This is a genomic window from Micromonospora sp. NPDC004551 (genome assembly GCF_040609975.1).
Lineage (GTDB): Bacteria > Actinomycetota > Actinomycetes > Mycobacteriales > Micromonosporaceae > Micromonospora.
The window spans coordinates 113,893-139,513 of sequence record NZ_JBEXLM010000017.1 but is presented as its reverse complement, the minus strand read 5'-3'; the positions used below and the strand labels follow the sequence as shown (position 1 = coordinate 139,513).

Below are 25,621 nucleotides of genomic sequence, written 5' to 3'. Positions count from 1 at the left end.
CGTGACGAAACCGGCTCCCCTCGCCGGCGCCGGCCGCGTGGCCGGAGCGGCCGCCCTCATCGCCGTGCTCACCGTGGTCAGCCGCCTGGCCGGCTTCGGCCGCACCGCGGTGTTCACCTGGACGCTCGCCCCCACCGACCTCGGTGGCGCGTACGTGGTGGCGAACAACCTGCCGAACTTCATCTTCGAGATCGTCGCCGGCGGCGCCCTGGCCAGCCTCGTCGTGCCGCTGCTGGCGGGCGCCGTCGAGGCGGGCGACCGGCGGGCTGTGGCCGCCACCACCGGGGCCCTGCTCACCTGGGTGCTGGCCCTGCTGGTGCCCCTCGCGGTGCTGGTCGCGCTGCTCGCCGACCCGCTGGTCGCGCTGCAGGGGTCCGGCCTGAGCGAGGTGCAGCAGCAGACCGGGGCGCGGATGCTGCGGCTGTTCGCACCCCAGCTGCCGCTCTACGGCGTCGGCATCGTGCTGACCGGGGTGCTCCAGGCGCACCGGCGCTTCGCCTGGCCGGTGATCGCCCCGCTGCTGTCCAGCGTCACCGTCATCGCCGTCTACCTCGGCTTCACCGCCGCGGAGGGGCGCCTGGCCACCGTCGGGCGGGTGAGCGGGGGCGGTGAGCTGCTGCTGGCCGGCGGCACCACCCTCGGCGTCGTGGTGCTCTCGCTCTCGCTGCTCGTCCCGCTGCGCGGGCTGCGGCTGCGGCTGCGGCCGGGCTTCCGGTTTCCCGCCGACGCCCGGGCCCGGGTCGGCGGGCTGGCCGTCGCCGGGGTGGTCACCGTCGGCACCCAGCAGGTCGCCCTGATGGTCGTGCTCAACCAGGTCTCCTACGGGTCGGCGGCCGCCCCGGGCATTTACAACATCGCCCAGACGATCTACTTCCTGCCCTGGTCGGTGCTGGCCGTGCCGCTCGCGGTGGCCGCGTACCCGACGCTCGCCGCGGCCCGGGCGGCCGGCGACGAGCGGACCTACCGCAGGACGCTGGCCCCGGCGGTACGCGGGGTGGTGCTGTTCAGCCTGCTCGGCGCCGCCGCGCTGGTCGGCACGGCGATCCCGGTCGGGCACTTCTTCTTCACCGGCGAGGCGGCGCGCACCGCGGCGGCCGGGATCGCCGGTTTCGCCCCCGGGCTGGTCGGCTACGGCCTCTTCGCCGTGCTCACCCGCGCGCTCTACGCCCGCGGCGAGGCACGGGCGGCCACGGTCGCCACTGCGGTGGGCTGGCTGACCGTGCCCGTCCTGGCGGTCCTGCTCGGGCACAACATGCCCCTGCACCACCGCGTGCCGGCGGTGACCCTCGCCACCTCCGGTGGCATGCTGCTCCTCGGCGGGCTGCTCATCGCGGCGGTGGTCCGCTCCGCGGGCCGGGACGCCCTCGCCGGTGTCGGCCGGGCCGGAGCCGCCGGCCTGCTCGCCGCGGCGGTCGCCGGTCTCGGCGGCGCGGCCACGGCGCGGGGACTCGCCGGGCTCACCGACGGGACCCCGACGACAGCGGAGGCCCTCGGTCAGGGCATGCTGTCCGGGGTCGTGGTCGGCGCCCTGTTCCTCGCCGTCGCCTGGTCGACCGACGCCCGCGACGTCCGGCCGCTGCTCGCGGCCGTGACCCGCCGGCTCGGCCGGCGACGCCCGCCCGGCGGAGGCGACGGCCCGCGGGAGGACGAGCGCCCCGGCGAGCGGGGCGACGGAAAGGAGACCGTTTCCTCATGACGGACGCCTCGTCGGCGCCGCGGTGGCCCGGCTCGGTGGCCCTGGTGCTCGCCTCCAGCACCGGTGGGGTGGGCCAGCACGTCCGCTCGATCGCCCGGGGCCTGACCGAGGCGGGCGCGTCCGTGCTGGTCTGCGGCCCGGCCGCCACCCAGGACCAGTTCGACTTCACCGGGGTGGGCGCGCGGTTCGCGCCGGTGGAGATCCCGGCCAGCCCGACACCGGCCGACGCGCGGGCCGTCGCCGCGCTGCGCCGGGCCCTCGCGGACCCGCCGGTCGACGTCGTGCACGCGCACGGGCTGCGCGCCGGCCTGGTCGCCGTGCTCGCCCGGCCGGCCGCCCCGCTCGTGGTGACCTGGCACAACGCCGTGCTCGCCGGCGGGCTGCGCGGCGGGCTGTCCCGGCTCGCCGAACGGATCGTCGCCCGGAACGTGCGGGTCGCATTGGGCGCCTCCGCCGACCTGGTCGACCGGGCCGTCGCGCTCGGTGCCGCCGACGCCCGCCTCGCCCCGGTCGCCGCGCCGGCGCTGCCCGCGCCGCGCCGCCGCCGGGCCGCCGTGCGCGCCGAGTTCGGGCTCGCCGCCGGCCAGCCGTTGATCGTCTCGGTGGGCCGGCTGCACCCGCAGAAGCGCTACGACATCCTGGTCGACGCGGCCGCCCGGTGGCGTACCCGGCGGCCCGCGCCGCTGGTCGTGATCGCCGGCAGCGGGCCCGCGTACCTGCAACTGGCCGCGCGGATCTCGGCCGCCCGGGCGCCGGTGACCCTGCTCGGGCACCGCACCGACGTGGCCGATCTGCTCGGCGCCGCCGACATCGCCGTGGTGACCAGCGACTGGGAGGCCCGCCAGCTCTTCGCCCAGGAGGCGCTGGGGGCCGGCGCGCCGCTGGTGGCGACCGCGGTCGGCGGCCTGCCCGAGCTGGTCGGCGACGCCGCGGTGCTGGTCCCCGCCGGTGACGTGGACGCCGTCGACGCCGCGGTGCGCGACCTGCTGGACGATGAGACGCGCCGAGCCGACCTGGCCCGCCGGGGCACTGCCCGGGCCGCGACCTGGCCGACCGAGGCGGACACCACGGCCGCCCTGGTCCACCTCTACGCCGAGCTGACGCCCGAGCATTCGACGGGGACCCGGTGATGCTGCGCAGACTGACCCCGGTTCTGCTGACCCTGGTCGTGGTGGCACTCGGCATCACCGCGCTGGCCGCCCGCCCCGACAACGGCGCGCCGGAGCGCAGCGCCGACTTCGTGGTGCTGGCCGGTGCGGCCGGGCTGCGCTGGGAGGACGTCGACCCGCAGACCACCCCCACGCTGTGGCGGATGGCCGAGCAGGGCTCGATCGGCTCCCTCTCGGTGCGCTCCGCGCACCGGCCCACCTGCCCGGTCGACGGCTGGCTCACCCTGGGCGCCGGCAACTTCGCCGCCTGGAACGGCAGCCGGGCGGGCGAGGGCTGCCCGGCCACCGGGGTGACCGTCGAGCAGCCCGACGGGATCGGCGCGAACCTGCCGGACCAGGAGGGCGTCGTCGCGTACAACCAGGACCGGCTCTCGTGGGGCACCACCCCGGGCGCGCTGTCCGAGTCGGTCCGCTGCTCGGTGGCGGTCGGCCCGGGCGCCGCGGTGGCCGCAGCCCGCCCGTTCGGCCGGGTCGACCGGTACGCGCCGGTGCTCCCCGCCGACCCGGCGAAGCTGCTGGGCTCCTGCGTCCTGAGCATCGTCGACCTGGGCACCGTCGACGGCGTGGACCCGACCAGCCGGGCCGCGCAGGCCCGCCAGGTGGACGCGCAGCTCGCCCGGGTGCTCGCCGCCCGGCCGCCCCGTTCGCTGGTCCTGCTGGCCGGGGTGTCGGACACCGACAGCCCGTCCCGGCTACACGTCGCGGTGGCCGACGGGCCCGGCTGGGAGCGGGGCTGGCTCACCTCGCCGAGCACCGCCCGGGAGGGCTACCTGCAACTGGTCGACCTGGCGCCCACCGCGCTGGCCGCGCTGGGCCGCCCGATGCCCGAGCGGCTCTTCACCGGCCGGCCCGCCGTGTCCGTCGACGGCCGTCCCGGCGACCTGCGGGCCGCGATCGACGCGCCCGCCGACGCGGACCGCGAGGCCGCCGCGCAGCGCCGGGTCGCCGGCTGGTTCTTCACCCTGCTCGCCGCCGCCCAGGTGGCGCTCGCCGTGGCGGTGCTGCCGCTGCTGCGCCGGGCCCGCCGGCACGCCGGCCCGCACGGTCCCGAGCCGGTGTCCCGGCGCGTGGTGGCGGTGGTGGAACTGCTGCTGATCGCCGCCGCGCTCGCCGTGCCGGCCGCCCTGCTCGCCGACGCGGTGCCCTGGTGGCGGGGGCAGCACGCCGGCTTCTGGTTCGCCGCCGTGACCGCCCTGCTGACCGTCGGCGGCACCGCCGCCGTCCGCTTCACCCCCGGCCACGAGCGCACCCTCGGGCCGCTCGGCGCGGTGGCCGCCCTGGCCACCCTGGTCGTCGGCGTGGACGTGCTCACCGGCTCCCGCCTGCAGCTCAACGGCGTGATCGGTTACTCCGCCCTGGAGGGTGGCCGGTATGCCGGCCTGGGCACCGTCGGGCTCGGCGTGTTCATCGCGGGCTCGCTGCTCTGCGGCGGGTGGCTGGCCCAGCGGGTCCGCCGGGCCTGGCGGCCCATGGTGATGGTCGCGGTCGGCGGCGCCGCCGTCGTCATCGTGGGCAGCCCCTACCTGGGGGCCGACTCGATCGGCGCGATCGCGCTCACCGCCGGGGTGAGCGTCGCCGCCGCCATCTGCACCGGCGGCTGGCTGACCGTGAGCCGGCTGGCCTGGGCCACCATGGCCGGGCTGGCGGTCACCATCGGCTTCGCCGTGGTGGACGCGGGCCGGCCCGAGGCCGAGCGGGGCAGCCTGGGGCGGTTCCTGGCCGCGCTCGGCAACGGCACCGGCGGGCTGACCGTGCACCGGTCCAGCACCGCCAACTTCGAGACCCTGGTGAACAGCCCGCTCACCGTGCTGGCCCTGGCCGGCGCGGCACTGGTCTGGTTCGCCCTGCTCCAGCCCTGGGGCGGCCTCATGCGGCTGTTCGGCATCTACCCGGCGATCCGGGCGGCGATGGCCGGCACCGGGGTGGCCGCCGGCCTGGGCGGCGTGCTGGGCGGCACGGCGCTGGACGTGGCCGGTGCGGCGGGGGCCCTGGTGGTGCCGATGGCGGCCCTGGCGGCCCTGCGGGTGCTCGACCACTCCACCGACCGCACCCAGCCCGGCAGCGGCCGTCCCGGCGACGAGGGCGGGTCGGCCCCGCCCGACGGCCCCACGGGCGACCGTCCCAGCGGCGGTCGCGCGGCCGAGGTCTCCGGCGTCGCCGCCCGCCCGGACTCCGACCCGGCCGCCGCCGGCGAGGGCGCCCCGGCGGAGCGCGACCGGGGTACGCCGGCGCCGGGCGCCGCCACCGACCGGGCGCCCCGGGTGCCGGCGCAGCCCGGCCCGGCATCGACCGAGGTGCCCGCCGGCTGAATCGAACCCGGCTTCACGTGCGTCGACGGCGGGTGCGACGCCGCTGCGGGGCCGGGGAGGTGTTACCGTGGAATCCCGTGGATCGCGTGATCACTTGGCTGATCGGCACGGCGGTTCGCACGACCGCTACGGACGACACGGGAGCAGGCCTTGGCCCCTTCAGCACGGACGACCAGGCACATTTTCGTCACCGGGGGCGTCGCCTCCTCGCTGGGTAAGGGCCTCACCGCCTCCAGCCTCGGCAACCTGCTCAGCGCGCGTGGGCTGCGCGTGGTGATGCAGAAGCTCGACCCGTACCTCAACGTCGACCCCGGGACGATGAACCCGTTCCAGCACGGTGAGGTCTTCGTCACCGAGGACGGCGCCGAGACCGACCTCGACGTCGGGCACTACGAGCGGTTCCTCGACCGGGACCTGTCCGGCAAGGCGAACGTCACCACCGGGCAGATCTACTCGGCGGTGATCGCCAAGGAGCGCCGCGGCGAATACCTGGGCGACACGGTCCAGGTCATTCCGCACATCACCAACGAGATCAAGGCCCGGATCCTCGGCATGGCCGACCCGGACGGCGACGGCCAGGTCCCCGACGTGGTGATCACCGAGGTCGGTGGCACGGTCGGCGACATCGAGTCGCTGCCGTTCCTGGAGGCGATCCGCCAGGTCCGGCACGACCTGGGCCGGGACAACTGCTTCTACCTGCACGTGTCGCTGGTGCCCTACCTGGCCCCGTCGGGCGAGCTGAAGACCAAGCCGACCCAGCACTCGGTGGCCCAGCTGCGCAGCATCGGCATCCAGCCGGACGCCCTGGTGCTGCGCTGCGACCGGGAGATCCCGGACAAGGTCAAAGAGAAGCTCTCGCTGTACTGCGACGTCGACCGGGAGGCCGTCACTGCCGCCCCGGACGCGCCGAGCATCTACGACATCCCGAAGGTGCTGCACCGGGAGGGCCTCGACGCGTACGTGGTGCGCCGGCTCGGCCTCTCCTTCCGGGACGTGGACTGGACCCGCTGGGACGACCTGCTCGACCGGGTGCACCAGCCGCGCCACACCGTGACCGTGGCGCTGGTCGGCAAGTACGTGGACCTGCCCGACGCGTACCTGTCGGTGAGCGAGGCGATCCGGGCCGCCGGCTTCGGCCACCGGGCCCGGGTGCAGCTGCGCTGGGTGCCCAGCGACGACTGCGTGACCCCGGTCGGCGCGGCGGCCGCGCTGGCCGGCGTGGACGGCATCGTGATCCCCGGCGGCTTCGGCGTCCGCGGCATCGAGGGCAAGATCGGCACCGCCCGGTACGCCCGGGAGAACGGGATCCCGCTGCTCGGCCTCTGCCTCGGCCTCCAGTGCATGACCATCGAGGTGGCCCGCCACCTGGCCGGCCTGGACGGCGCGAACTCGCTGGAGTTCGACGAGGAGGCCACCCACCCGGTCATCGCCACCATGGCCGACCAGGAGGACATCGTCGCCGGCAAGGGCGACCTGGGCGGCACCATGCGGCTCGGCGCGTACCCGGCGAAGCTGGCCGAGGGCTCGCTGGTCGCCGAGGCGTACGGCAGCACCGAGGTCAGCGAGCGGCACCGGCACCGGTACGAGGTGAACAACGCCTACCGCGACCAGCTCATCAAGGCCGGCCTCACCATCTCCGGCACCTCGCCCGACGGCCGGCTGGTCGAGTTCGTGGAGCTGGACCGGAACCTGCACCCGTTCTTCGTGGCCACCCAGGCGCACCCCGAGCTGAAGAGCCGGCCGACCCGGCCGCACCCGCTCTTCGCCTCGTTCGTGAAGGCCGCCGTGGCGTACTCCGAGTCCGACCAGCTCCCGGTCGACCTGGACGCTCCGGCGGAGGCCGCGGCGGCGAAGAAGGCGGGCCGCAACGGCGGCGCCGCGGCCGCGAAGGCGGCGTCCGCGTCGTGAGCGCGGTCGAGCACCGGTACGAGGTGACCGGGCACCGGGAGATCTGGTCCGGCCGGATCTTCTCCGTGGTCAGCGACGACGTCACCATGCCCGGCGGGGGCTCCGCCACGCGCGACTACGTGACCCACGTCGGCGCGGTGGCCGTGGTGGCCCTCGACGACGCCGGCCAGGTGGTGCTGATCCGGCAGTACCGCCACCCGGTGGGCCGGCACCTGTGGGAGCTGCCGGCCGGGCTGATGGACGTCCGGGGCGAGGACCTGGCGGCCGCGGCGGGCCGGGAGCTGGCCGAGGAGGCCGACCTCACGGCGGGGCGCATCGACGTCCTTGTCGACCTGCACAGCTCGCCCGGGTTCAGCAACGAGGTGGTCCGGGTCTTCCTGGCCCGCGACCTCGCCGACGTGCCCGCCGAGCAGCGGCACGAGCGGCGCGACGAGGAGGCCGACCTCCAGGTGGTGCGGGTCGACCTCGACGAGGCGGTCCGGATGGTCCTGGCCGGCGAGATCACCAACGCCTCCTGCGTGGCCGGGCTGCTCGCCGCCGCCCGCGCCCGGGAGACCGGCTTCGCCGAGCTGCGCCGCCCGGAGGCGCCGCTGCCCCGCTGAGCAGGGTCGGACGACGAAGGGGCCGCGCGGTGCGAACACCGCGCGGCCCCTTCCGTACGTGCCGGCGCTCAGTCGCGCAGCGGGCGACCCTGCCCGTCGACGCCACCGTTGACCAGGATCAGGATGCCGTCGATGAGGCCCCAGATCGCACCGAAGCCGCAGGTCACGAACGTCACCACGAGCTGGATGACGGCCGTCTTGGTGTCGCCCATGTAGAACCGGCCGGCACCGAAGCCGCCGAGGAGGATCTGCAGGATGCCCGCGACGACCTTGCTCTTGTCGGAGACGCCCTGCGGGTACTGCTGGTAAGGAGGAGTGGTCATGAGCGGACACCATAGTGATCGACTGCCGTCCTGTCCGCACCGGCGCCCCGACGGTGGAAGGATATTTACCGAACATTGTCCTGACGGCTGAGGCGGTCTCCACCGCCCAGCCCGGTCCATGCCTGACACACCGTCAGCACGACCGGGCACCGGATGTCACTGTGTTGGCCTCCGTGGGGTTCCCACGCGCCTAGACTGCCGCCGGGCGGGACCGGTGGACCGCGTCGGCAAAGGGGCCGCCGCGGCGCCGCGCAGTCGGGGGTGAGCTTCCCCGGAGGAAGGTGTCTGCATCGTGAAGGTCGGAATCCCACGCGAGGTCAAGAACCACGAGTACCGCGTGGCGATCACGCCCGCGGGCGTCAACGAGTTCACCCGCCACGGCCACGAGGTCTTCGTCGAGTCCGGCGCGGGCGTCGGCTCCAGCATCAGCGACGACGAGTTCGCCGCCGCCGGCGCCAAGATCCTGGCCACCGCCGACGAGGTCTGGGACACCGCCGAGCTGGTGCTCAAGGTGAAGGAGCCGATCGCCGAGGAGTACCACCGGATGCGCGAGGGGCAGGTGCTCTTCACCTACCTGCACCTGGCCGCCTCGAAGGACTGCACCGACGCGCTGGTCGACCGGAAGGTCACCGGCATCGCGTACGAGACCGTCGAGCTGCCCGACCGCTCGCTGCCGCTGCTCGCCCCGATGTCCGAGGTGGCCGGCCGGCTGGCCCCGCAGGTCGGCGCCTTCTACATGATGCGCACCGGCGGGGGCCGGGGCGTGCTGCCCGGCGGCGTCTCCGGCGTGTACGCGGCCAAGACCGTCGTCATCGGCGCCGGCGTCTCCGGTCTGAACGCCGCCGCCATCGCGCTGGGCCTCCAGTCCGAGGTGCTGCTGCTGGACAAGAACGTCGCCCGGCTGCGCCAGGCCGACGCCATCTACCGCGGCCACCTGCAGACCGTCGCCTCCAACGCGTACGAGATCGAGCGGGCCGTGCTCGACGCCGACCTGGTCATCGGCGCGGTGCTGGTGCCCGGCGCGAAGGCCCCGAAGCTGATCTCCAACGAGCTGGTCGCCCGGATGAAGCCGGGCAGCGTGCTCGTCGACATCGCCATCGACCAGGGCGGCTGCTTCGAGGACTCGCGCCCGACCACGCACGCCGACCCGGTCTACAAGGTGCACGACTCGATCTTCTACTGCGTCGCGAACATGCCGGGCGCGGTGCCGAACACCAGCACCTACGCGCTGACCAACGTCACCCTGCCGTACGCCCTCGAGCTGGCCAACCAGGGCTGGCGTCAGGCGCTGCGCAACGACCCGGCGCTCGCTCTCGGCCTGAACACCCACGCCGGCCAGGTCGTCTACGGCCCGGTCGCCGAGGCGCACGGCATGGACGTGCTGCCGCTGGCCGAGGTGCTGGGCTGAGTTCAACCACGGAGGAGGCCGGTGCGGGCGTCGAGCCCGCGCCGGCCCTGCGCCGTGCCGTCCGGGGCTACCTGGACCATCTCACCGTCGAGCGGGGACTGTCCGCGAACACCCTCGCCTCGTACCGCCGGGACCTGGACCGCTACCTGTCCACACTGGCCGCCGCCGGCGTGACCGACCTGGCCGCCGTCGGGGCCGCCGACATCGAGGCGCACCTGGCGCGGCTGCGCGGTGGCGACGCCGACCACCCGCCGCTCGCCGTCTCCTCCGCCGCCCGCGCGGCCAGCGCCGTACGCGGCCTGCACCGCTTCGCGCTGCGGGAGGGGATGACCGGCGCCGACCCCGGCCGCGACGTCCGCCCGCCCGCCCCGCCGCGCCGGCTGCCCCGGGCGCTGCCGGTCGACGCCGTGGTCCGGCTGCTGGAGACCGCCGGCCCGGTCACCGCCACCGGCGAGACCGCCCCCCGCGCGCTGCGCGACCGGGCGCTGCTGGAATTCCTGTACGGCACCGGAGCGCGTATCTCCGAGGCGATCGGGGCCGTCGTGGACGACCTCGACCTCGACGCCGGGACCGTGCTGCTGCGCGGCAAGGGCGGCCGGACCCGGCTCGTGCCGGTCGGCGGGTACGCGGCCGAGGCGCTGCGCGCCTGGCTGGTCCGGGGCCGCCCGGCGTTGCTGGCCGCCGGCCGGGGCACCCCGGTGGTCTTCGTCAACGCCCGCGGCGGCCCGCTCACCCGGCAGGGCGCCTGGACCGTGCTGCGCGCCGCGGCCGAGCGGGCCGGCCTGCCGGTCGACGGGCCGGACGCGGTCTCCCCGCACACGCTGCGCCACTCGTACGCCACCCACCTGCTCGACGGCGGCGCCGACGTGCGGGTGGTGCAGGAACTGCTCGGCCACGCCTCGGTGACCACCACCCAGGTGTACACGTTGGTCACCGTGGAACGGCTCCGCGAGGTCTACGCGACCGCCCACCCCCGCGCCCGCGGCTGAGCGCGAGGAGTGAGCGGGGGTTGCGAGCCCCCCGGTCGCGAACAAACCAGGGGCCCGGCTGACCACCGGCTCCGACACGCCGACCCGCTACCGAACGCGCTGCTGGCGCGTGGCGTACAGTCGGCTTCGGCGCGGGCCTTCAGGGGTGACGGACCGGGGGTGCGCAGCGGCGCCGCGAGGGACGTCGGACGGCTCCGACGCCGGGTGGTCGTCGGGAGGGGGCAACGAGGACATGGCAGGAAACGGTGACCGTGCCGAGACCTGGACGTCGGAGCTCCGTGAGCAGCAGGCGACGCTCGGCGCCGATCTCGGTCCCGCCGACCCGGCCGCGTACACGATGCGCAAGCCGATCCCGGAGCCGATGCCGACCGACCGGCACGGCCCGGCGCGGATCATCGCGATGGCCAACCAGAAGGGTGGCGTCGGCAAGACCACGACCACCATCAACCTGGGCGCCGCCCTCGCCGAATACGGCCGCAAGGTGCTGCTGGTCGACTTCGACCCGCAGGGCGCCCTCTCGGTCGGCCTGGGCGTCAACCCGCACAACCTCGACCTGTCGGTCTACAACCTGCTCATGCAGGACGACGTCACCGCCGAGGACGTGCTGATCAAGACCGACGTGGCCGGGCTGCACCTGCTGCCCGCCAACATCGACCTCTCCGCCGCCGAGATCCAGCTGGTCAACGAGGTCGCGCGGGAGATGGCCCTGGCCCGGGTGCTCCGCACGATCCGCAAGGAGTACGACTTCATCCTGATCGACTGCCAGCCCTCCCTGGGCCTGCTGGCGATCAACGCGCTGACCGTGGCGCACGGCGTGCTCATCCCGCTGGAGTGCGAGTTCTTCAGCCTGCGCGGTGTCGCGCTGCTGCTGGACACCATCGACAAGGTGCGCGAGCGGCTCAACTTCGACCTGGAGCTCGAAGGCATCCTCGCCACCATGTACGACAGCCGCACCACCCACTGCCGACAGGTGCTCCAGCGGGTGGTCGAGGCGTTCGGCGACAAGGTCTACCAGACGGTGATCACCAAGACCGTGAAGTTCCCCGAGTCGACCGTGGCCGGTGCCCCGATCACCACCCTCGACCCGGCCTCCTCCGGGGCGCGCAACTACCGCCAGCTCGCCCGCGAGGTGATCGCCGCCCAGGCGGAGCGGTAGGCCGCACGCCGGGTGCCCGGGCCGTGGACTACGGTTTGCCGGTGACCGCACCGCCCCTCGACCCGCCGCAGGGCGCCGCTGACCCGGTGGCCGCCGCCGAGCTGGCCGCCGAGGTCGACGGCGTGGTGCCGGCCGACCCGGCCACCGTCGAGGAGACCAGCGGCTTCACCGTCCGGCTGGACAACTTCACCGGCCCGTTCGACCTGCTGCTCCAGCTCATCAGCAAGCACAAGCTCGACGTCACCGAGGTGGCCCTGCACAAGGTCACCGACGAGTTCATCGCGTACCTGCGGGCCATGGGCGACCAGTGGGACCTCGACGAGACGAGCGAGTTCCTGCTGGTCGCCGCCACGCTGCTCGACCTGAAGGCGGCCCGGCTGCTGCCCGCCGCCGAGGTGGAGGACGAGGAGGACCTGGCCCTGCTGGAGGCCCGGGACCTGCTGTTCGCCCGGCTGTTGCAGTACAAGGCGTACAAGGAGGCGGCGGCGCACATCGCCGAGCTGGAGTCCGTCGGCGGGCGGCGCTATCCGCGTGCGGTCACCCTCGAACCCCGGTACGCCGAGGCGCTGCCCGACCTGGTGCTCGGCATCGGCCCGGAGCGGCTGCTCAAGCTGGCGCTGAGGGCGATGACCCCGAAGCCGGTGCCCGAGGTGTCCATCGCGCACGTGCACATGGTCCGGGTCAGCGTCCGGGAGCACGCCGAGATCATCTCCGAGCGGCTGCGCCGCGCCGGCACCGCCAGCTTCTCGCTGCTCTGCGCCGACTGCGAGATCACCCTGGAGGTGGTGGCCCGCTTCCTGGCGCTGCTGGAGCTCTACCGGCAGGGTCTCGTCGCCTTCGTCCAGGAGCAGGCGCTGGAGGAGCTGACCGTGCGGTGGACCGGCTCCGCCGACGGCGACGCCGAGCTGACCATCGACGAGTACGCCGGTTCCCCGGAGCCGGCCACCCCGCCCGCGCCTTCCGCCGCGTCGGACGCCCCTTCCGCCGCGTCGGACGCCCTCTCCGCCAGGACGGACGCCCCTTTCGCCGGGCCGGGCGTCCCTTCCGCCGCGTCGGACGCCCTCTCCGCCGGGGCGGACGAGGCGGCGCCGACCCGGGCCGCGGCGGCGGACGACGCCGCGCCGACACAGGAGTGACCCGATGAGCGACGACGAGCGCCGCGACTCGCTGGCCGACCAGGCCGCCGCCTGGGTCCCCCCGTGGGAGCGCCCCACCCGACCGGCGGCCTCCGGCAGCGAGACACCCGCCGAGCCGGAGCCGCCCGTGACGGCATCGGTCGAGCCGGAGCCCGCGCCGGGCGCCGAGCCGGAGCCGCCCGTGACGGCATCGGCCGAGACGGGGCCGTCCGTGACAGCCTCCGCCGAGCGGGCAGCGGCACCGGCACCGGCCCCTCGGGCCCCCGCGGCGACGCTCGCCGATGCCGAGCCGGAGATCTTGGACACTTACCGCTCGCCTCGGACGGAAACCGTCCAAGATCCGGCGGGGGAGAGCGCTGCGGAGCCGGAGGCGGCTCCGGAGGCGGCTCCGGAGGCGGGTGAGGCGGCCGGGGTGGCCCCGGGCGCCGATGAGATCGTCGGCTCCGCCGAGGTCGCCTTCGGCGACGGCGGGCTCGCAGAGCCATCTGCCCTGCCCGACGAGATCGTCGGCTCCGCCGGGGTCGGTATCGGCGACGGCGGGTTCGCCGAGGCCGGCGCTCTGCCCGGCGGGATCGCGGACCCCGACGCCCTGCCCGGCCCCGACGCCCCGCCTCGTGACGGAGCGGGGGAGGGCGGCGCGAGCGGCGTACCCGGGAAGCGGGGGCGGCGGCGGGTGACGCCGGAGCCGGAGCCCGCGCCGGTGCTGGACGACGCCGAGCTGCGCGGCGCGCTGGAGGCCATCCTGCTGGTCGTGGACCAGCCGGTCAGCGAGCTGACCCTGGCCCAGGTGCTGGAGCAGTCCCCGGAGCGGATCGGTCCGATGCTGGACGAGATCGCGGCCGGCTACACCGCCGCCGGGCACGGCTTCGAGCTGCGCCGGGCCGCGGGTGGCTGGCGTCTCTACACCCGGCCGGAATACGCGACCTACGTCGAGCGGTTCGTGCTGGAGGGTCAGACGGTCCGGCTGACCCAGGCCGCGCTGGAGACCCTCGCGGTGATCGCCTACAAGCAGCCGGTGACCCGGTCGCGGATCTCCGCCATCCGGGGCGTCAACTGCGACGGGGTGATCCGTACGCTGGTGTCCCGGGGCCTGGTCGAGGAGTGCGGCACCGAAGCGGACAGCGGTGCGTTCCTCTACCGGACCACCACGATGTTCCTGGAGAAGCTGGGGCTGAACTCGGTGGACGACCTGCCGCCCCTGGCCCCCTTCCTCCCCGACGACGTAGAAGAGCTTGCCGATGCGACGCGATGACCGTGCCCCGAAGCCCGATGCCCCCGTCTACGAGGGCGCCGAGCGCCTCCAGAAGGTGCTCGCCGCCGCGGGGGTGGGGTCGCGGCGCGCCTGCGAGGACCTGATCTTCCGGCGTCGGGTCACCGTCAACGGCCGGGTGGCCCAGCTCGGCGACAAGGCGGACCCGGCGCGCGACGTCATCCACGTCGACGGCGAGCGGCTCCAGGCCGACGTCCGTCTGGTCTACGTGGCGATGAACAAGCCCCGCGGGGTGGTCACCACCATGGCCGACGAGAAGGGCCGCACCGAGCTCGCCGACTTCATCGGCGCGCGGCTGGAGCAGCGGGTCTACCACGTCGGGCGGCTCGACGCGGACAGCGAGGGCCTGCTCCTGCTCACCAACGACGGCACCCTCGCCCACAAGCTCATGCACCCGTCGTACGAGGTGCTCAAGACCTACCTCGCCGAGGTGGCCGGGCCGATCCCGCGCAACCTGGGCAAGCGGCTGACGGCCGGCGTCGAGCTGGAGGACGGGCCGGTGAAGGTCGACTCCTTCAAGTTGGTGGGCACCCTGGGCAAAACCGCCCAGGTTGAGCTGACCCTGCACGAGGGGCGCAAGCACATCGTCCGGCGCCTGATGGCCGAGGTGGGACACCCGGTGTCCCGGCTGATCCGTACCTCGATCGGTCCGATCAAGCTCGGCGACCTGCGCACCGGGCGGCTGCGCCGGCTGACCAACGCGGAGGTCGCCGCCCTGTTCAAGGCGGTGGGTGACTGACCCCGACGATCGGGGTACGGCTCCCGGTAGGCTTCGACGCGGCCCGCGGTCGCCTCCGGCGGCACGACGCGCGGCCGGCCCGCGCGGCGCGGGATGATTGATGAGGAAACACCAACCGCTCAACGGCGCCGGAGACACCGGCGACCCGCGAGGTACGGGCTGAGGAGGACAACGGTGGAGCAAAACGTACCGGCCGGGCGCTGCGTGGTCGCTGTGGACGGGCCGTCCGGTTCGGGCAAGTCCACCGTGTCGCGGCGGCTCGCGGTCAGCCTCGGCGCCCGCTACCTCGACACCGGCGCCATGTACCGGGCGCTCACCTGGGCGGTCCTGCGCTCCGGCGTCGACCTGACCGACACCGAGTCGGTGGCCAAGGTCGCCGGCGAGGTCGACCTGCGCATCGGCACCGATCCCCAGGGGTACGGGGTGACCGCCGACGGCGTCGACGTGGCCACGGAGATCCGCGGTCCCGAGGTGACCGGGGCGGTCTCCGCCGTGGCCGCCGTGGGCGCCGTCCGCGAGCTGCTGGTGACCCGGCAGCGGCAGCTCATCGCCGACGCCGGCCGGATCGTGGTCGAGGGCCGCGACATCGGTTCGGTGGTGGCGCCCGACGCCGACCTGAAGGTCTACCTGACCGCCTCCGAGGAGGCGCGTGCCCAGCGGCGCAGCGCCGAGGACGCCGCCGACGTCGCGGCGACCGCCGCCGACCTGGCCCGCCGGGACAAGCTCGACTCGACCCGCAAGGTCAACCCGCTCCAGCAGGCCGCCGACGCGGTCGTGCTGGACACCACCGAGCTGGGCATCGACGAGGTCGTGGCCCGGCTGCGCGCGCTGCTCAGCGAGCGGGGTGTGGCATGAGCGAGGACTTCGGGGGCTGGGTCGAGCTGCGCGAGCCGGAGGCCGAGCCCGGTGAGCCGACCGGCCCGCAGCCGGTGGTGGCCGTGGTGGGCCGCCCCAACGTGGGCAAGTCGACACTGGTCAACCGGATCATCGGCCGCCGGCAGGCGGTCGTCGAGGACATCCCCGGGGTGACCCGGGACCGGGTGCCGTACGACGCGCAGTGGAACGGCCGGGCGTTCACCGTGGTGGACACCGGCGGCTGGGAGCCGGACGCCAAGGACCGGGCCGCGGCCATCGCCGCCCAGGCCGAGGCGGCCGTCGCCACCGCCGACGTGGTCCTCTTCGTGGTCGACGCCGTGATCGGCTCGACCGATGTGGACGAGGCCGCCGTGAAGATGCTGCGGCGCAGCGCCAAGCCGGTGATCCTGGTGGCCAACAAGGCCGACAACACCGCCATCGAGATGGAGGCGACCGCGCTGTGGTCGCTGGGCCTCGGTGAGCCGTTCCCGGTGTCGGCGCTGCACGGCCGGGGCTCCGGCGACCTGCTCGACGCCATCATGGAGGCGCTGCCCGAGGCGCCGAAGATCGTGGAGAACCGGCCGCGCGGCCCGCGCCGCGTTGCCCTGGTGGGTCGTCCCAACGTCGGCAAGTCCAGCCTGCTGAACCGCTTCTCCGGCGAGGAGCGGGCGGTGGTCGACGCGGTCGCCGGCACCACCGTCGACCCGGTGGACAGCCTCGTGGAGATCGGCGGGGAGACCTGGCAGCTGGTCGACACCGCGGGCCTGCGCAAGCGGGTCGGCAAGGCCAGCGGCACCGAGTACTACGCAAGCCTGCGCACCGCCTCGGCCATCGAGGCGGCCGAGGTGGCCGTGGTGCTGCTCGACTCCAGCGAGGTGATCAGCGAGCAGGACCAGCGCATCCTCACCATGGTGGTGGAGGCCGGCCGGGCCCTGGTCATCGCCTTCAACAAGTGGGACCTGGTCGATGGCGACCGCCGCTACTACCTGGACAAGGAGATCGACCGGGAGCTGCGCCGCATCCCCTGGGCGATCCGGCTGAACCTGTCGGCGAAGACCGGCCGGGCGGTCGACAAGCTCGCCCCCGCGCTGCGCAAGGCCCTGGCGAGCTGGGAGACCCGCATCCCGACCGCCCAGCTCAACCAGTGGCTCACCGCGCTGGTCCAGGCCACCCCGCACCCGGTGCGCGGCGGCCGGGCCCCGCGCGTCCTCTTCGCCACCCAGGCGGGCGTGTCCCCGCCGCGCTTCGTGCTCTTCACCACCGGCCCGCTCGACGCCGGCTACCAGCGGTTCGTGGAGCGCAAGCTCCGCGAGGAGTTCGGCTTCGAGGGCACCCCGATCGACATCTCGGTCCGGCCGCGCAAGAAGCTGGGTCCGGGCGGCCGGGGCAAGGCCCACGGCTGACCGACCCCCTGTCTCGAAGCCGCCGGGGACCTGTCCCCGGCGGCTTCTTTCCTAGGACGCTCTAGGGGGAGTGGCCGGCGCACCCGGTGGGGCCTGTGCGCGGGTGGAAGGATCTTGCGCTAAGCTGTACCGGCTGCCGCGGGGAACACGCGCGGGGGCATCGGGACGTGGCGCAGTTTGGTAGCGCACTTGACTGGGGGTCAAGGGGTCGTCGGTTCGAATCCGGCCGTCCCGACAGTAAAACAGCTGGCCAGGGCCTTGATCCGCTTCGGCGGGTCGAGGCCTTCTTGCTGTTCCGTCTCACAATTCATCACGTACGTTCGTGCCGCTGGATGTCGGGATGCCGAGGAACCTCGCGCCAGCGGGGGTCGCGTCAGGCACTTTCAGTGACGATGTCCGGCGATCAAACCGAAGGACCCCAGGCGCCTCGAGCGCGGGTTGGAACGGTCTATCTTCTTGGGCATGGATCATCGGGGGGAGTTTCGTCGGGCAGCGCTTGAGCTGGGCATCCCGGACGACGAGGTCAGCAGATTCAGCCAGCACCTTCGTCTGTCGATCGGGTTGTACGCGGGTGGCGGTGGTTCTCCGGTCGGGCAATTCGGTGGGCTGCCCCAGCTGCCGGTGGGCATGAAGTGGCCGTCCGCCGGGGACAGTCCGTTGCCGTTGCTCTTCTCCGTCGATTGTGGGGCACTGCCGAGAGTCGACGGCTTCGATCTGCCGGCCGACGGGACGCTGCTCTTCTTCGTGAACCAGGAGATGGACCACGGGGACGGTTCCGGGAGGTATGCGCGAGTCGTGTATGTACCCGGCGGCACTGAAACCGCGGTCGCGGAAGCCCCCAGCTCCGTGTGTGTCCGCGAGCAGCTCGACGTCAGCTCCAGACTGATCGCCGAGCTGCCCCTCTGGCTTCGGGAGGGCGACGAGGACGAGGACTGGCACGAGTACTGGGAGGATCTCGATTGGGAGGACATGTCGCCCTTCCAGCAGCAGTTGGTCCGGTACATGGAGCGCGACCTGCCGCACCTGGCCGAACTTCGGGCTCTGGCCTACGACCTCTGGCCGTCGGGCGCCGGCGTCGTCATCGGCGGGTACGCCGATGCCAAGGTGATCCACAGCATCGCGGAGCAGACCCTCGCGGGACGCGAGAAGGCGGGAGAGATCCCCCCCATCCCGATCGCGAAATGGGATTCCCACCTGGAGGAGGAAGAGCACCGGCTGACGAGCGAATGGATATCGCTCGCCAGCGAACTCCCGGAGTACGAGGTCTACCGCACGAGTTTTGTGATCCGCCATGACGACTTGGCCGCCGCTCAGCTGGACAAGGCGCTGGCGGTGACCAGTTTCGAGGCCCCATGACCAGGTTTCGACGCACCTCTACGTGATGTGCAGGTTCAGCCCGCCGGGCATCTGGCGCCGGGGGTGGGCAGCGCCACGTCGACGAGGTACCGGTCCACCGCGGCGATTGTGCAATCGTTGCGCAGGTACGTGCCGTGGCCCCAGCCCTCGTAGGTGACCAGGCGCCCGTGTCGGCCCAGTTGCCGGGCGACGTTGGTGGCCCAGGCGTAGCCGGTGCGGGGGTCGTGTCGGGCGTTGACCAGCAGCAGCGGCGTGCGGGTGTGCACGTGCAGGTCGTGCGGCGGATTGCGGACCGGGGACGGCCAGCCGAGGCAGGTCTGCACTGCCAGCAGCCCGGCGCCGTACCGGACGTCCGGCGCGACGGCTGCAGCCTCCCGGACCAGACCGGCATACTCGTCGTAGTCGCGCACCGTGGCCGGCCAGTCCGCGCAGAAGGCTGCGACGGCAATCGGAAGATTAACCTCGCTGGGTGGAATGCCGGCATCCATGTCCCGGACGGCCGCAGCCAGCTGCGGCCAGCGCGGGCCGGCAAGCATGCCCAGGGCCACGGCGGTGACGTCGAAGGCGGTACGGGGGGCGTACTCGCCATGGTCCGCGCGGGCCAGCACCTCGGCCCAGACCGACCGCACGTCCCGGCCGCGAAGCACACAATCGGTTGATCTGTCGCACCAGGACGCGAACTCGTCGAACGCGTCCTGCAGAGCGGCCGCCTGGGTCTGCACGAAGGCTCGCACGCCGAGGCTGTGGTCGAACACGCCCTCCAGCACGACGGCCCGCACCCGGCCGGGGTACTGCTCGGCGTACTGCTGGCCCAGCAGCGTGCCGTACGAGCTGCCGTGGAAGGTCAGCCGCTGTTCTCCCAGCGCACGCCGCAGCGCGTCCAGGTCGTGCACGGTGCTGAGTGTGTCGGCGTGGTCGAAGACGGGGCTGGTCGGACGGCACCGTTCCCACAGCGCCCGGTTGTACTCCACCGCGGCGTCGAAGTCGGCCTGGCTGGTCAGCGGGATCGGCGGCTTGCGCAGGGCCGGATCCGGCGTGCAGGCCGGCGCGGCGGTGCGGGCCACGGTCCGCGGGTCGAAGCTGATCAGGTCGAACCGGTCCAGCAACTCGTCGCTGAACCGGTCCCCCCTGCGGATGCGTTCCACCCCGGAGTCCCCCGGGCCGCCCGGCCCGAACACCAGCGTGCCCACCCGCCGGTCCGGCACGCGCGCCGTTCGGCGTGCCACGGCGAGCTCGAACGTTGGGCCGTGCGGCCGTGCCCAGTCCACCGGCAGGCGAAGCCGGGCGCACTGCACGCCCGGTTCGAGCGGGACGTTCGGCAGGTCATCGGGGCATTCGCCCCACGCAAGACCCGGTGGCGTGGGGTCAGCGCGTGCCGGTGTGGGCGATCCGGTGAGGAGGGTGAGCACGGCGGCAGCTACGGCCAAGGTTCGACTGGACAAGGTGCCTCCCGGGGTCTGGACGTCCCATCCATCCTCGATCGGCACCTCGCCCGAGCCCTATGGGCGAACACCCGGATGAGACCCTGAGGTTTTCCCTGGGTCCGGGCCCCGCGGCCCGCTGCCGGCAGTGGCCGAGCTGACGGCACCGGCCGAATCTCAGATCATCCTCAAGAAATCCTGCCCCGGCGGCCGCTGGCGGCGCGGCTGGCGTGTGCTGTCGCCACCGCGTCATCCCCCCTGTTCTGGAGCTTCTATGAGAAACAGACGGACGACAACCTTCTCCGTCCTGCTCGCCGCGACCCTCGCGGCGAGTGTTGCGCCCACGCCCCACGCGTCCGCGGCCAGCCTCGGCGAGGAGCGTTTCCAGCCGAGTGTCACCTACGACCTGTCGGTGACCGACGCCGAGCGCGACGCGATCCACGCGGAAGTCGAGGCGCTGGCCGGCCGCGTGAGCAGCGCGCGGGCGGGGGACGGCACCTACGACCCGCTCAGCCTGGTCGGGGCGATGCTGGACGGGTCGAGCTACGACTCCATCTCCCGCGGCGGCACGGCCGCGACGGCGTATCCCTTCCCGGTCAGCAACACCGAAGCCAACCAGAACGAGTACGACCGCAAGGTCGCCAAGCTCGCGTGGGTGGTCAAGCTGGCCACCAGCCTGGGTTTCCCGGTGGTGGTCCAGCGCCAACCCGACAAGTACGTCTACGCGGAGATCGGTGATCCGGACGCCCCGGAAATGGTCATGGCGTTGAGCCACCTCGACTCGCCGACGGCTTCCGTCTCGCCGGCCCAGTTGGCGCGCTGGCGGGACGCCGACGGCAATCTCGGCACTCCCGGTGCCTACCACTCGCCCTATGTCAAGGACGGCTGGGTCTACGGGGCGGGCCTGCAGGATGACAGCGGCCCGACGCTGGCGACGCTGCTCGCGGCCAAGGCGCTGCTGGAGGCGGGGTTGCCCCTCGACCGGCGCATCCGCATCGTCATGGGAATCTACGAGGACGGCGGTCCCGGCACGCCGTCGACGACGAACACGGCCACCTTCCAGTCCATCCCGTACAACTCGAACCCGAGCTTCTACGACAACTGGGCCTACAAGAACCTCAACCGGGAAGAGATCCCGATCGCGGCCTACACCTCCGACTCGCGGTTCCCGGTCATCGTCGGCAACTCCGGATCGGTGACCCCGTCGGTGTCGATGAGCTTGTCCGCCGACAGCACCAAGGCCTTCCGGCTGACGGCTGCCACGGCCGGCGTCACCCTGCGCGAAGGCGACCCGACGCTCAAGGACATCGCGTACGGCAGCACCACGCAGATCGCCTCGCGGGCCATCTTCACCCTCGACGTGGCGGGGGCCGGCTCGGCCGAGCGCGAGCGCTTCGTGTCGGCGATCACCGCTGCGGCGACCACGAAGGGTTGGCTCCCGGCTGCTCCCCGCACGACGCCCAAGGTGCAGACCACGATCACCGGCGACTCGCTCACGCTGGAGATCAACACCGATGTGGCGATGGAGATGCCGACCCCGCAGTACGGCAAGAACGCCGTCGTGTGGGGGATGTTCCTCCTCTCCAAGGGGCTCGGGGAATTGGGAAGCACGGCCGCCGACATGCAGTTGAAGAAGGCCGCCGACGGCATCGCCGACCTGTTCTTCCGCGACGGTGTCGAGGGCGAGGCCTACATCGGCAAGTACATGGGCATCCCGGCGGGCCTGTTGCGCAACCCGAGCAACGGCACGCCGAACCTGACCTTCGCCCTCATGGGCGGCATCAACTCCGAGACCCCGACGAGCTTCTACACGGACGCCACCGGCAGCCTCAGCATCCCGATGTACGTGCGCAGCATGCACGTCACGGCGGCTGACTCCGGCCAGGCGACGGCGGCGGTCACGGCCGCCTTCCAGTCGAAGGGGTTCACCATCGGCACCCTCGGTTCGCCCGTCGGCGCCGGGTTGTACGTCACTCACGACAACCCGCTGACGGCTCTCCAGTTCGGGAGCTACCAGGCCTCGGTCGACCGCGACCCGAAGGAGTTCGCGGACCCGTATTCCCTGCGGGACGTGGTCTATCCGCAGGGCACGACCGGTGGCACCCTGGCCAGCAGCTTCCGCAACAAGATGACCGCGTTCGGCGCCGTCATCCCGGGTAACGAGCGCTGGTGGCACACGGCCAACGAGCGGATGAAGGTCGACTCGGCAGTGCAGATGACCAAGATCATGGCCGATGGCATGCTGGAGATGGCCCGCTACTCCGGGCCCGCCGGTGCCAAGTTCATGTGGGCGGACATGCCGGGGCTGAACGCCGACCGGGCGGACCTCGACCTGCTCGACGTCACGATCGGAACCTACAAGGACGCGTCGGCCGCCGTCGGCACGAGCCAGTTGGGCAACCAGGCCCTGCTCGGCGCCACCTCGTTCAACATCCCGATGTGGAACGGGCGCGGCAACTCGACGCCGACCGCATCGGCTTTCGAACTGGGGCACGCGCCGGGAGGGGTCTACCTGCCCCTGACCGACCCCGAGTACCTGAATTCCACGTACGTGGCGCCGATGCGTCTGGAGTTCAAGGTGGAGCGCCCCGACCACATGTCGGACGCGGCCTGGGCGAAGTTCCTGGCTGGCGGCTACGGCGACTTCCAGTTCAACATCCTCGTCGGCGACAAGGTGGTGCCGCTGGCCGTTCCCGCGGGGCAGAGTGCGGACAAGTTCTTCTCCTCGCGCATCTCGGCCAACAACCCCAACGCCATCTACCTGTCGGTCAACCTCGCGATCACCGATGCTCCGTACACCGGGGTGCAGGCCAAGCTCGCGGATTCCAAGACGGACCTGTACAAGGTGAACCCGACGTACCTGGCCTCGAACCCGGATCCGTTCCCGGGGCGCGGGGTCGTCGAGCAGCGGGGCTTCTTCGTGTTCGGTGACGGGCAGAAGAACGCGGAGTTCTCCTCGCCCGACGCGGTCTACGTGACGGTCGCCAACGCGGTCGTCGACGCGAAGCCGTCGGCGGTGGTGAAGAAGCTGAAGGGCGACACGAACGAGTTGACCATCACGGTGACGCAGACTCACGTCGACGGGAGCGAGTCTCCGGTGACGGCGACGTTCACGATCGACAACAACGCTGCCGGCACCTACACCGTCGGCGATTACCGGGTGTTCGTCGACACCAAGGGCAACACGCAGGTGCGGTCGATCGCCATCGTGTGACACGTGTGAACCGCGCAGCACATTGACAGGGAGTGGAGCCATCGCCGTGGGTGATGGCTCCACTCCGTTGTCCGCCAGGGCCGTCCGGACGGATGGGCTTTCCTGGTCTCTACCGGTCCGCCGTCCGCCGGGCGCGGAACCGGGCCCGGTACGCCTGGGGTGAGATGCCGAGTTCCCGCCGGAAGGTGTGCCGCAGGTTGGCGGTCGAGCCGATCCCGGTCCGCACGGCGATCCGGCCGATCGGTTCGTCGCCGGCCTCCAGCATGCGCTGGGCGGCGAGCACCCGCTCCCGGGTGAGCCACTGGTGCGGGCTCATCCCGGTGAGGCGGTGGAAGTGACGGGCCAGCGTCCGGGGACTCATGTGCACCCGTTCGCCCAGTGTTCGCAGCGACAGCGGCTGGTCCAGGTGGCCGCGCATCCAGTCCAGCAGTTCGGGTAGCGGGTCGCCGGGTTCGGGGCTGAGCGGCGAGTCGACGAACTGGGCCTGGCCGCCGCTGCGGTAGCCGGCGAGCACCAGCCTGCGGGCGAGCGCGGCGGCAGCGTCCGCGCCGTAGTCTCCGCGTACCACGTGCAGGGCGAGGTCCATGCCGGCGGACATGCCGGCGGCGGTGAGGACGCCGCGGTCGTCGATGAACAGCGCCCGCGGGTCCACGGTGGCGGCGGGGAAGAGTTCGGCCAGCAGCGGCGCGGTCGCCCAATGGGTGGTGACCCGGCGGTGGTCGAGGAGGCCGGCGTGGCCGAGGATGAACGCACCCGTGCAGATCGACATGATGCGCGCCCCGCGCCGGTGCGCCCGCCGCAGGGTGTCCAGCAGCGGCCGGGGCGGCAGCTCGTGTTCCCTCGTCCAGCCTGGTACGACGAGCAGGTCGGCGGCTTGGGCCTCGGCCAGCCCGTACGGGGCGGACACGGTGACACCGCCGTCCAGTTCGATCTGCCCCGCCTCGACGGCGCAGGTCCGGGTCCGGTACCAGGATCCGAACCGGTACGAGTAGTCGACACCGAAGATCTCGTTGACCGTGACGTAGTCGAAGCTGCCCGCGCCCGGGTAGGCCAGCATCGCCACGCGCGGCCCCTCGATCGGCATCGCAGACCTCCCGCCTCGTTCGCCGCGCGGCCCGCCGGTCGGCGCCCGGTGCATCGCCGGACCCCATCCTAGGAACGGGTCCGTCCGCGCCGGCGGTGCAGTCTGGACAGCCGTCGACAGGATCAGGTCAGTGCTGTGCCGCGCGGGGCGCGCGGACCGGAAACCGCTCTAGCGTCCTCGCCGAATCCGCCGGAACGGACCGGTCTCCGGCGTACCCCTGCGAGGAGAGGCAGCCGACGATGGATGAGACAGCCGCGGAGTTCGGGCGCAGAAGGTTCCTGCTCGCCGCGACGGCCGTGACGGTCGCCGGTTCGTTGAGTGTCGCCGGCCCGGCGAGCGCGGCGGACGCGGGCCGTGCGGCGAACGGGCCCGGCGCGGTGCGCCGGGCCGGGCGGCGGGCGGGGTCCCGGCCGGTCGGCCCGTTCGAGGTGACGCCCCTGCTCGACGCGTCGGGGCCGTTCTTCGTCGGCCGGCAGGAGGCGTTTCCCGAGGCGACGCCGCAGGACTGGCAGCGGGCGCGGACCATCGACCCGGGCGCGTTCGGGCCGGGGGAGACGTGGCAGCTGGACTTCCGCTGCTTCGCCGTCCGCGGGCCACGGGACCGGCTGACGCTGGTCGACGCCGGAGTCGGCCCCGTGGGCAGTCCGGCCTCGGCCTGGGCGCCGGTGCCGGGCCGGCTGCCCGCCGAACTCGACCTCGCCGGCATCGCCCCGGAGGACGTCGACACCGTGGTCCTGACCCACCTGCACGAGGACCACTTCGGCTGGTCGGTCGGGCCGGACGGGACGCCCCTGTTCCCCAACGCGCGGTACGTGGTGCAGCGGCGGGAGGTGGCGGCCCTGGCCGCCGGGGAGGACGCCCTGACCTACGTGGTCGACCCGCTGCGCGCGACCGGTCAGCTCGACGAGGTCGACGGGGCCGCCCGCCTGGCCACCGTGGGCCGGGGGGCCGGCGGCTGGATTGGTGTGGTGCCGACGCCGGGTCACACCCCGGGTCACCAGTCGGTGGTCGTGGACGGGTGCGGGGCTCAGGTCATCGTCACCGGGGACGTCCTGGTGCACGCGGTGCAGCTGGCCGACCCCGGGGTGGGTTACCGGTTCGAGGCGGATCCGGAGGCGGCCCGCCGCAGCCGCGAGTGGTTGCTGGCCGAGGCGCGCGCCCGCGGCGCCGTGCTGGCGACCGCCCACCTGACCCGGCCCTGGACCGACGTCGGCTGAGACGACCGGGGAACGAGCGCGCCGTTTGTGCGCCGACGTGACGGGTACCGCGCTGCGTCGGTCGGCGAAGGGTGGTGGTGAGGTGAACATGGGCAAGCTCGGTGACACGGCGGTGGGGGCGGTGGGCGACATCGCCGGTGCCGTGGTCGACCCGCGGGCGGGACTCGGCAGGCTCCGTGCGGCCGTGACGCCCCGGTCGGTGCTGCTGCTGGGCGGCGGTCTGCTCCTCGGCTACCTCCTGGCGCGCCGCCGGTTCTGATCCGGACCAGCGCGGGCGGCCCGCCCCGTTCCCGCCGGTCGCGGGGAGTGCCCGACCGGTGGGTTTGGTGTCCGGTCAACCGGGTAGCCGCCGGCACCCCCGGCGAT

General features: G+C 73.2%; 19 protein-coding genes, 1 tRNA gene and 1 pseudogene. 18 read left to right on the top strand and 3 right to left on the bottom strand.

All coding sequences use genetic code 11. The features are described from left to right. Position 1 precedes the first annotated feature (1 nt). From ABZW14_RS20830 to ABZW14_RS20810, 5 genes are all read left to right on the top strand, one after another. Positions 2-1,696 (top strand): lipid II flippase MurJ, encoded by a 1,695-nt coding sequence (locus ABZW14_RS20830; RefSeq protein WP_355348802.1) that lies wholly within the window; start codon positions 2-4, stop codon positions 1,694-1,696. Then, positions 1,693-2,826, top strand: coding sequence for a glycosyltransferase family 4 protein (locus tag ABZW14_RS20825; protein ID WP_355348799.1), 1,134 nt, complete (start codon positions 1,693-1,695; stop codon positions 2,824-2,826). The genes ABZW14_RS20830 and ABZW14_RS20825 overlap by 4 nt, the downstream gene beginning before the upstream one ends. Continuing rightward, positions 2,826-5,174 carry a hypothetical protein gene (locus tag ABZW14_RS20820; protein WP_355348796.1) on the top strand — a complete coding sequence of 783 codons (2,349 nt, stop codon included), beginning with the start codon at positions 2,826-2,828 and terminating at the stop codon, positions 5,172-5,174. Before ABZW14_RS20825 ends, ABZW14_RS20820 begins: the two co-directional genes overlap by 1 nt. A 150-nt stretch (positions 5,175-5,324) precedes the next feature. Further along, positions 5,325-7,082 carry a CTP synthase gene (locus ABZW14_RS20815; protein WP_355348793.1) on the top strand — a complete coding sequence of 586 codons (1,758 nt, stop codon included), beginning with the start codon at positions 5,325-5,327 and terminating at the stop codon, positions 7,080-7,082. Continuing rightward, complete coding sequence (locus ABZW14_RS20810; protein WP_355348791.1) at positions 7,079-7,684, top strand: NUDIX hydrolase; 606 nt, start codon at positions 7,079-7,081, stop codon at positions 7,682-7,684. Before ABZW14_RS20815 ends, ABZW14_RS20810 begins: the two co-directional genes overlap by 4 nt. A 68-nt stretch (positions 7,685-7,752) precedes the next feature. Here ABZW14_RS20810 and ABZW14_RS20805 read toward each other — a convergent pair whose 3' ends face one another. Beyond that, positions 7,753-8,127 (bottom strand): TM2 domain-containing protein, encoded by a 375-nt coding sequence (locus ABZW14_RS20805; protein WP_355348788.1) that lies wholly within the window; start codon positions 8,125-8,127, stop codon positions 7,753-7,755. 172 nt (positions 8,128-8,299) lie between these two features. Here ABZW14_RS20805 and ald point away from each other — a divergent pair, with 172 nt between their 5' ends. The 10 genes and pseudogenes from ald to ABZW14_RS20755 all read left to right on the top strand — a co-directional run bounded on the left by ald (position 8,300) and on the right by ABZW14_RS20755 (position 18,319). Then, complete coding sequence (gene ald / locus ABZW14_RS20800) at positions 8,300-9,415, top strand: alanine dehydrogenase (RefSeq protein ID WP_355348786.1); 1,116 nt, start codon at positions 8,300-8,302, stop codon at positions 9,413-9,415. Next, positions 9,412-10,404 carry a site-specific tyrosine recombinase XerD gene (locus ABZW14_RS20795; protein ID WP_355348847.1) on the top strand — a complete coding sequence of 331 codons (993 nt, stop codon included), beginning with the start codon at positions 9,412-9,414 and terminating at the stop codon, positions 10,402-10,404. Before ald ends, ABZW14_RS20795 begins: the two co-directional genes overlap by 4 nt. A gap of 232 nt (positions 10,405-10,636) precedes the next feature. Then, on the top strand, positions 10,637-11,560 hold the full coding sequence (locus tag ABZW14_RS20790; protein WP_091266519.1) for an AAA family ATPase: 924 nt from the start codon (positions 10,637-10,639) through the stop codon (positions 11,558-11,560). Between the two features lie 41 nt (positions 11,561-11,601). Then, complete coding sequence (locus tag ABZW14_RS20785; RefSeq protein WP_355348783.1) at positions 11,602-12,696, top strand: ScpA family protein; 1,095 nt, start codon at positions 11,602-11,604, stop codon at positions 12,694-12,696. A 637-nt stretch (positions 12,697-13,333) separates the two neighbouring features. Then, positions 13,334-13,948, top strand: a pseudogene (gene scpB, locus ABZW14_RS20780) (SMC-Scp complex subunit ScpB); the annotation flags it as partial. Next, the gene (locus tag ABZW14_RS20775) at positions 13,935-14,705 is read left to right on the top strand and encodes a pseudouridine synthase (RefSeq protein ID WP_355348780.1); all 771 of its coding nucleotides are present in this window, start codon (positions 13,935-13,937) and stop codon (positions 14,703-14,705) included. The pseudogene scpB and the gene ABZW14_RS20775, both read left to right, overlap by 14 nt. Positions 14,706-14,879: 174 nt before the next feature. Then, the gene (cmk, locus tag ABZW14_RS20770) at positions 14,880-15,560 is read left to right on the top strand and encodes a (d)CMP kinase (RefSeq protein WP_355348777.1); all 681 of its coding nucleotides are present in this window, start codon (positions 14,880-14,882) and stop codon (positions 15,558-15,560) included. Continuing rightward, positions 15,557-16,963 carry a ribosome biogenesis GTPase Der gene (der, locus tag ABZW14_RS20765; RefSeq protein WP_091266507.1) on the top strand — a complete coding sequence of 469 codons (1,407 nt, stop codon included), beginning with the start codon at positions 15,557-15,559 and terminating at the stop codon, positions 16,961-16,963. Before cmk ends, der begins: the two co-directional genes overlap by 4 nt. A 161-nt stretch (positions 16,964-17,124) precedes the next feature. Next, positions 17,125-17,198, top strand: a tRNA-Pro gene (locus ABZW14_RS20760). 227 nt (positions 17,199-17,425) lie between these two features. Then, positions 17,426-18,319, top strand: coding sequence for a DUF1963 domain-containing protein (locus ABZW14_RS20755; RefSeq protein WP_355348774.1), 894 nt, complete (start codon positions 17,426-17,428; stop codon positions 18,317-18,319). Positions 18,320-18,354: 35 nt separating this feature from the next. On the opposite strand, the gene ABZW14_RS20750 is transcribed toward ABZW14_RS20755, so the two are convergent. After that, positions 18,355-19,761 (bottom strand): alpha/beta hydrolase, encoded by a 1,407-nt coding sequence (locus ABZW14_RS20750; RefSeq protein ID WP_355348771.1) that lies wholly within the window; start codon positions 19,759-19,761, stop codon positions 18,355-18,357. Positions 19,762-19,888: 127 nt separating this feature from the next. Here ABZW14_RS20750 and ABZW14_RS20745 point away from each other — a divergent pair, with 127 nt between their 5' ends. Next, positions 19,889-22,954, top strand: coding sequence for a M20/M25/M40 family metallo-hydrolase (locus tag ABZW14_RS20745; protein WP_355348768.1), 3,066 nt, complete (start codon positions 19,889-19,891; stop codon positions 22,952-22,954). Positions 22,955-23,063: 109 nt separating this feature from the next. Here ABZW14_RS20745 and ABZW14_RS20740 read toward each other — a convergent pair whose 3' ends face one another. Continuing rightward, positions 23,064-24,038, bottom strand: a complete 975-nt coding sequence (locus tag ABZW14_RS20740) for a helix-turn-helix domain-containing protein (protein WP_355348765.1) — start codon at positions 24,036-24,038, stop codon at positions 23,064-23,066. 239 nt (positions 24,039-24,277) lie between these two features. Here ABZW14_RS20740 and ABZW14_RS20735 point away from each other — a divergent pair, with 239 nt between their 5' ends. Next, positions 24,278-25,255: an MBL fold metallo-hydrolase gene (locus tag ABZW14_RS20735; RefSeq protein WP_355348762.1), complete on the top strand. Its 978-nt coding sequence runs from the start codon at positions 24,278-24,280 to the stop codon at positions 25,253-25,255. Positions 25,256-25,292: 37 nt separating this feature from the next. After that, entirely contained in the window at positions 25,293-25,514 is a 222-nt protein-coding gene (locus ABZW14_RS20730; protein WP_355348759.1) for a hypothetical protein, read from the top strand. Positions 25,515-25,621 lie beyond the last annotated feature (107 nt).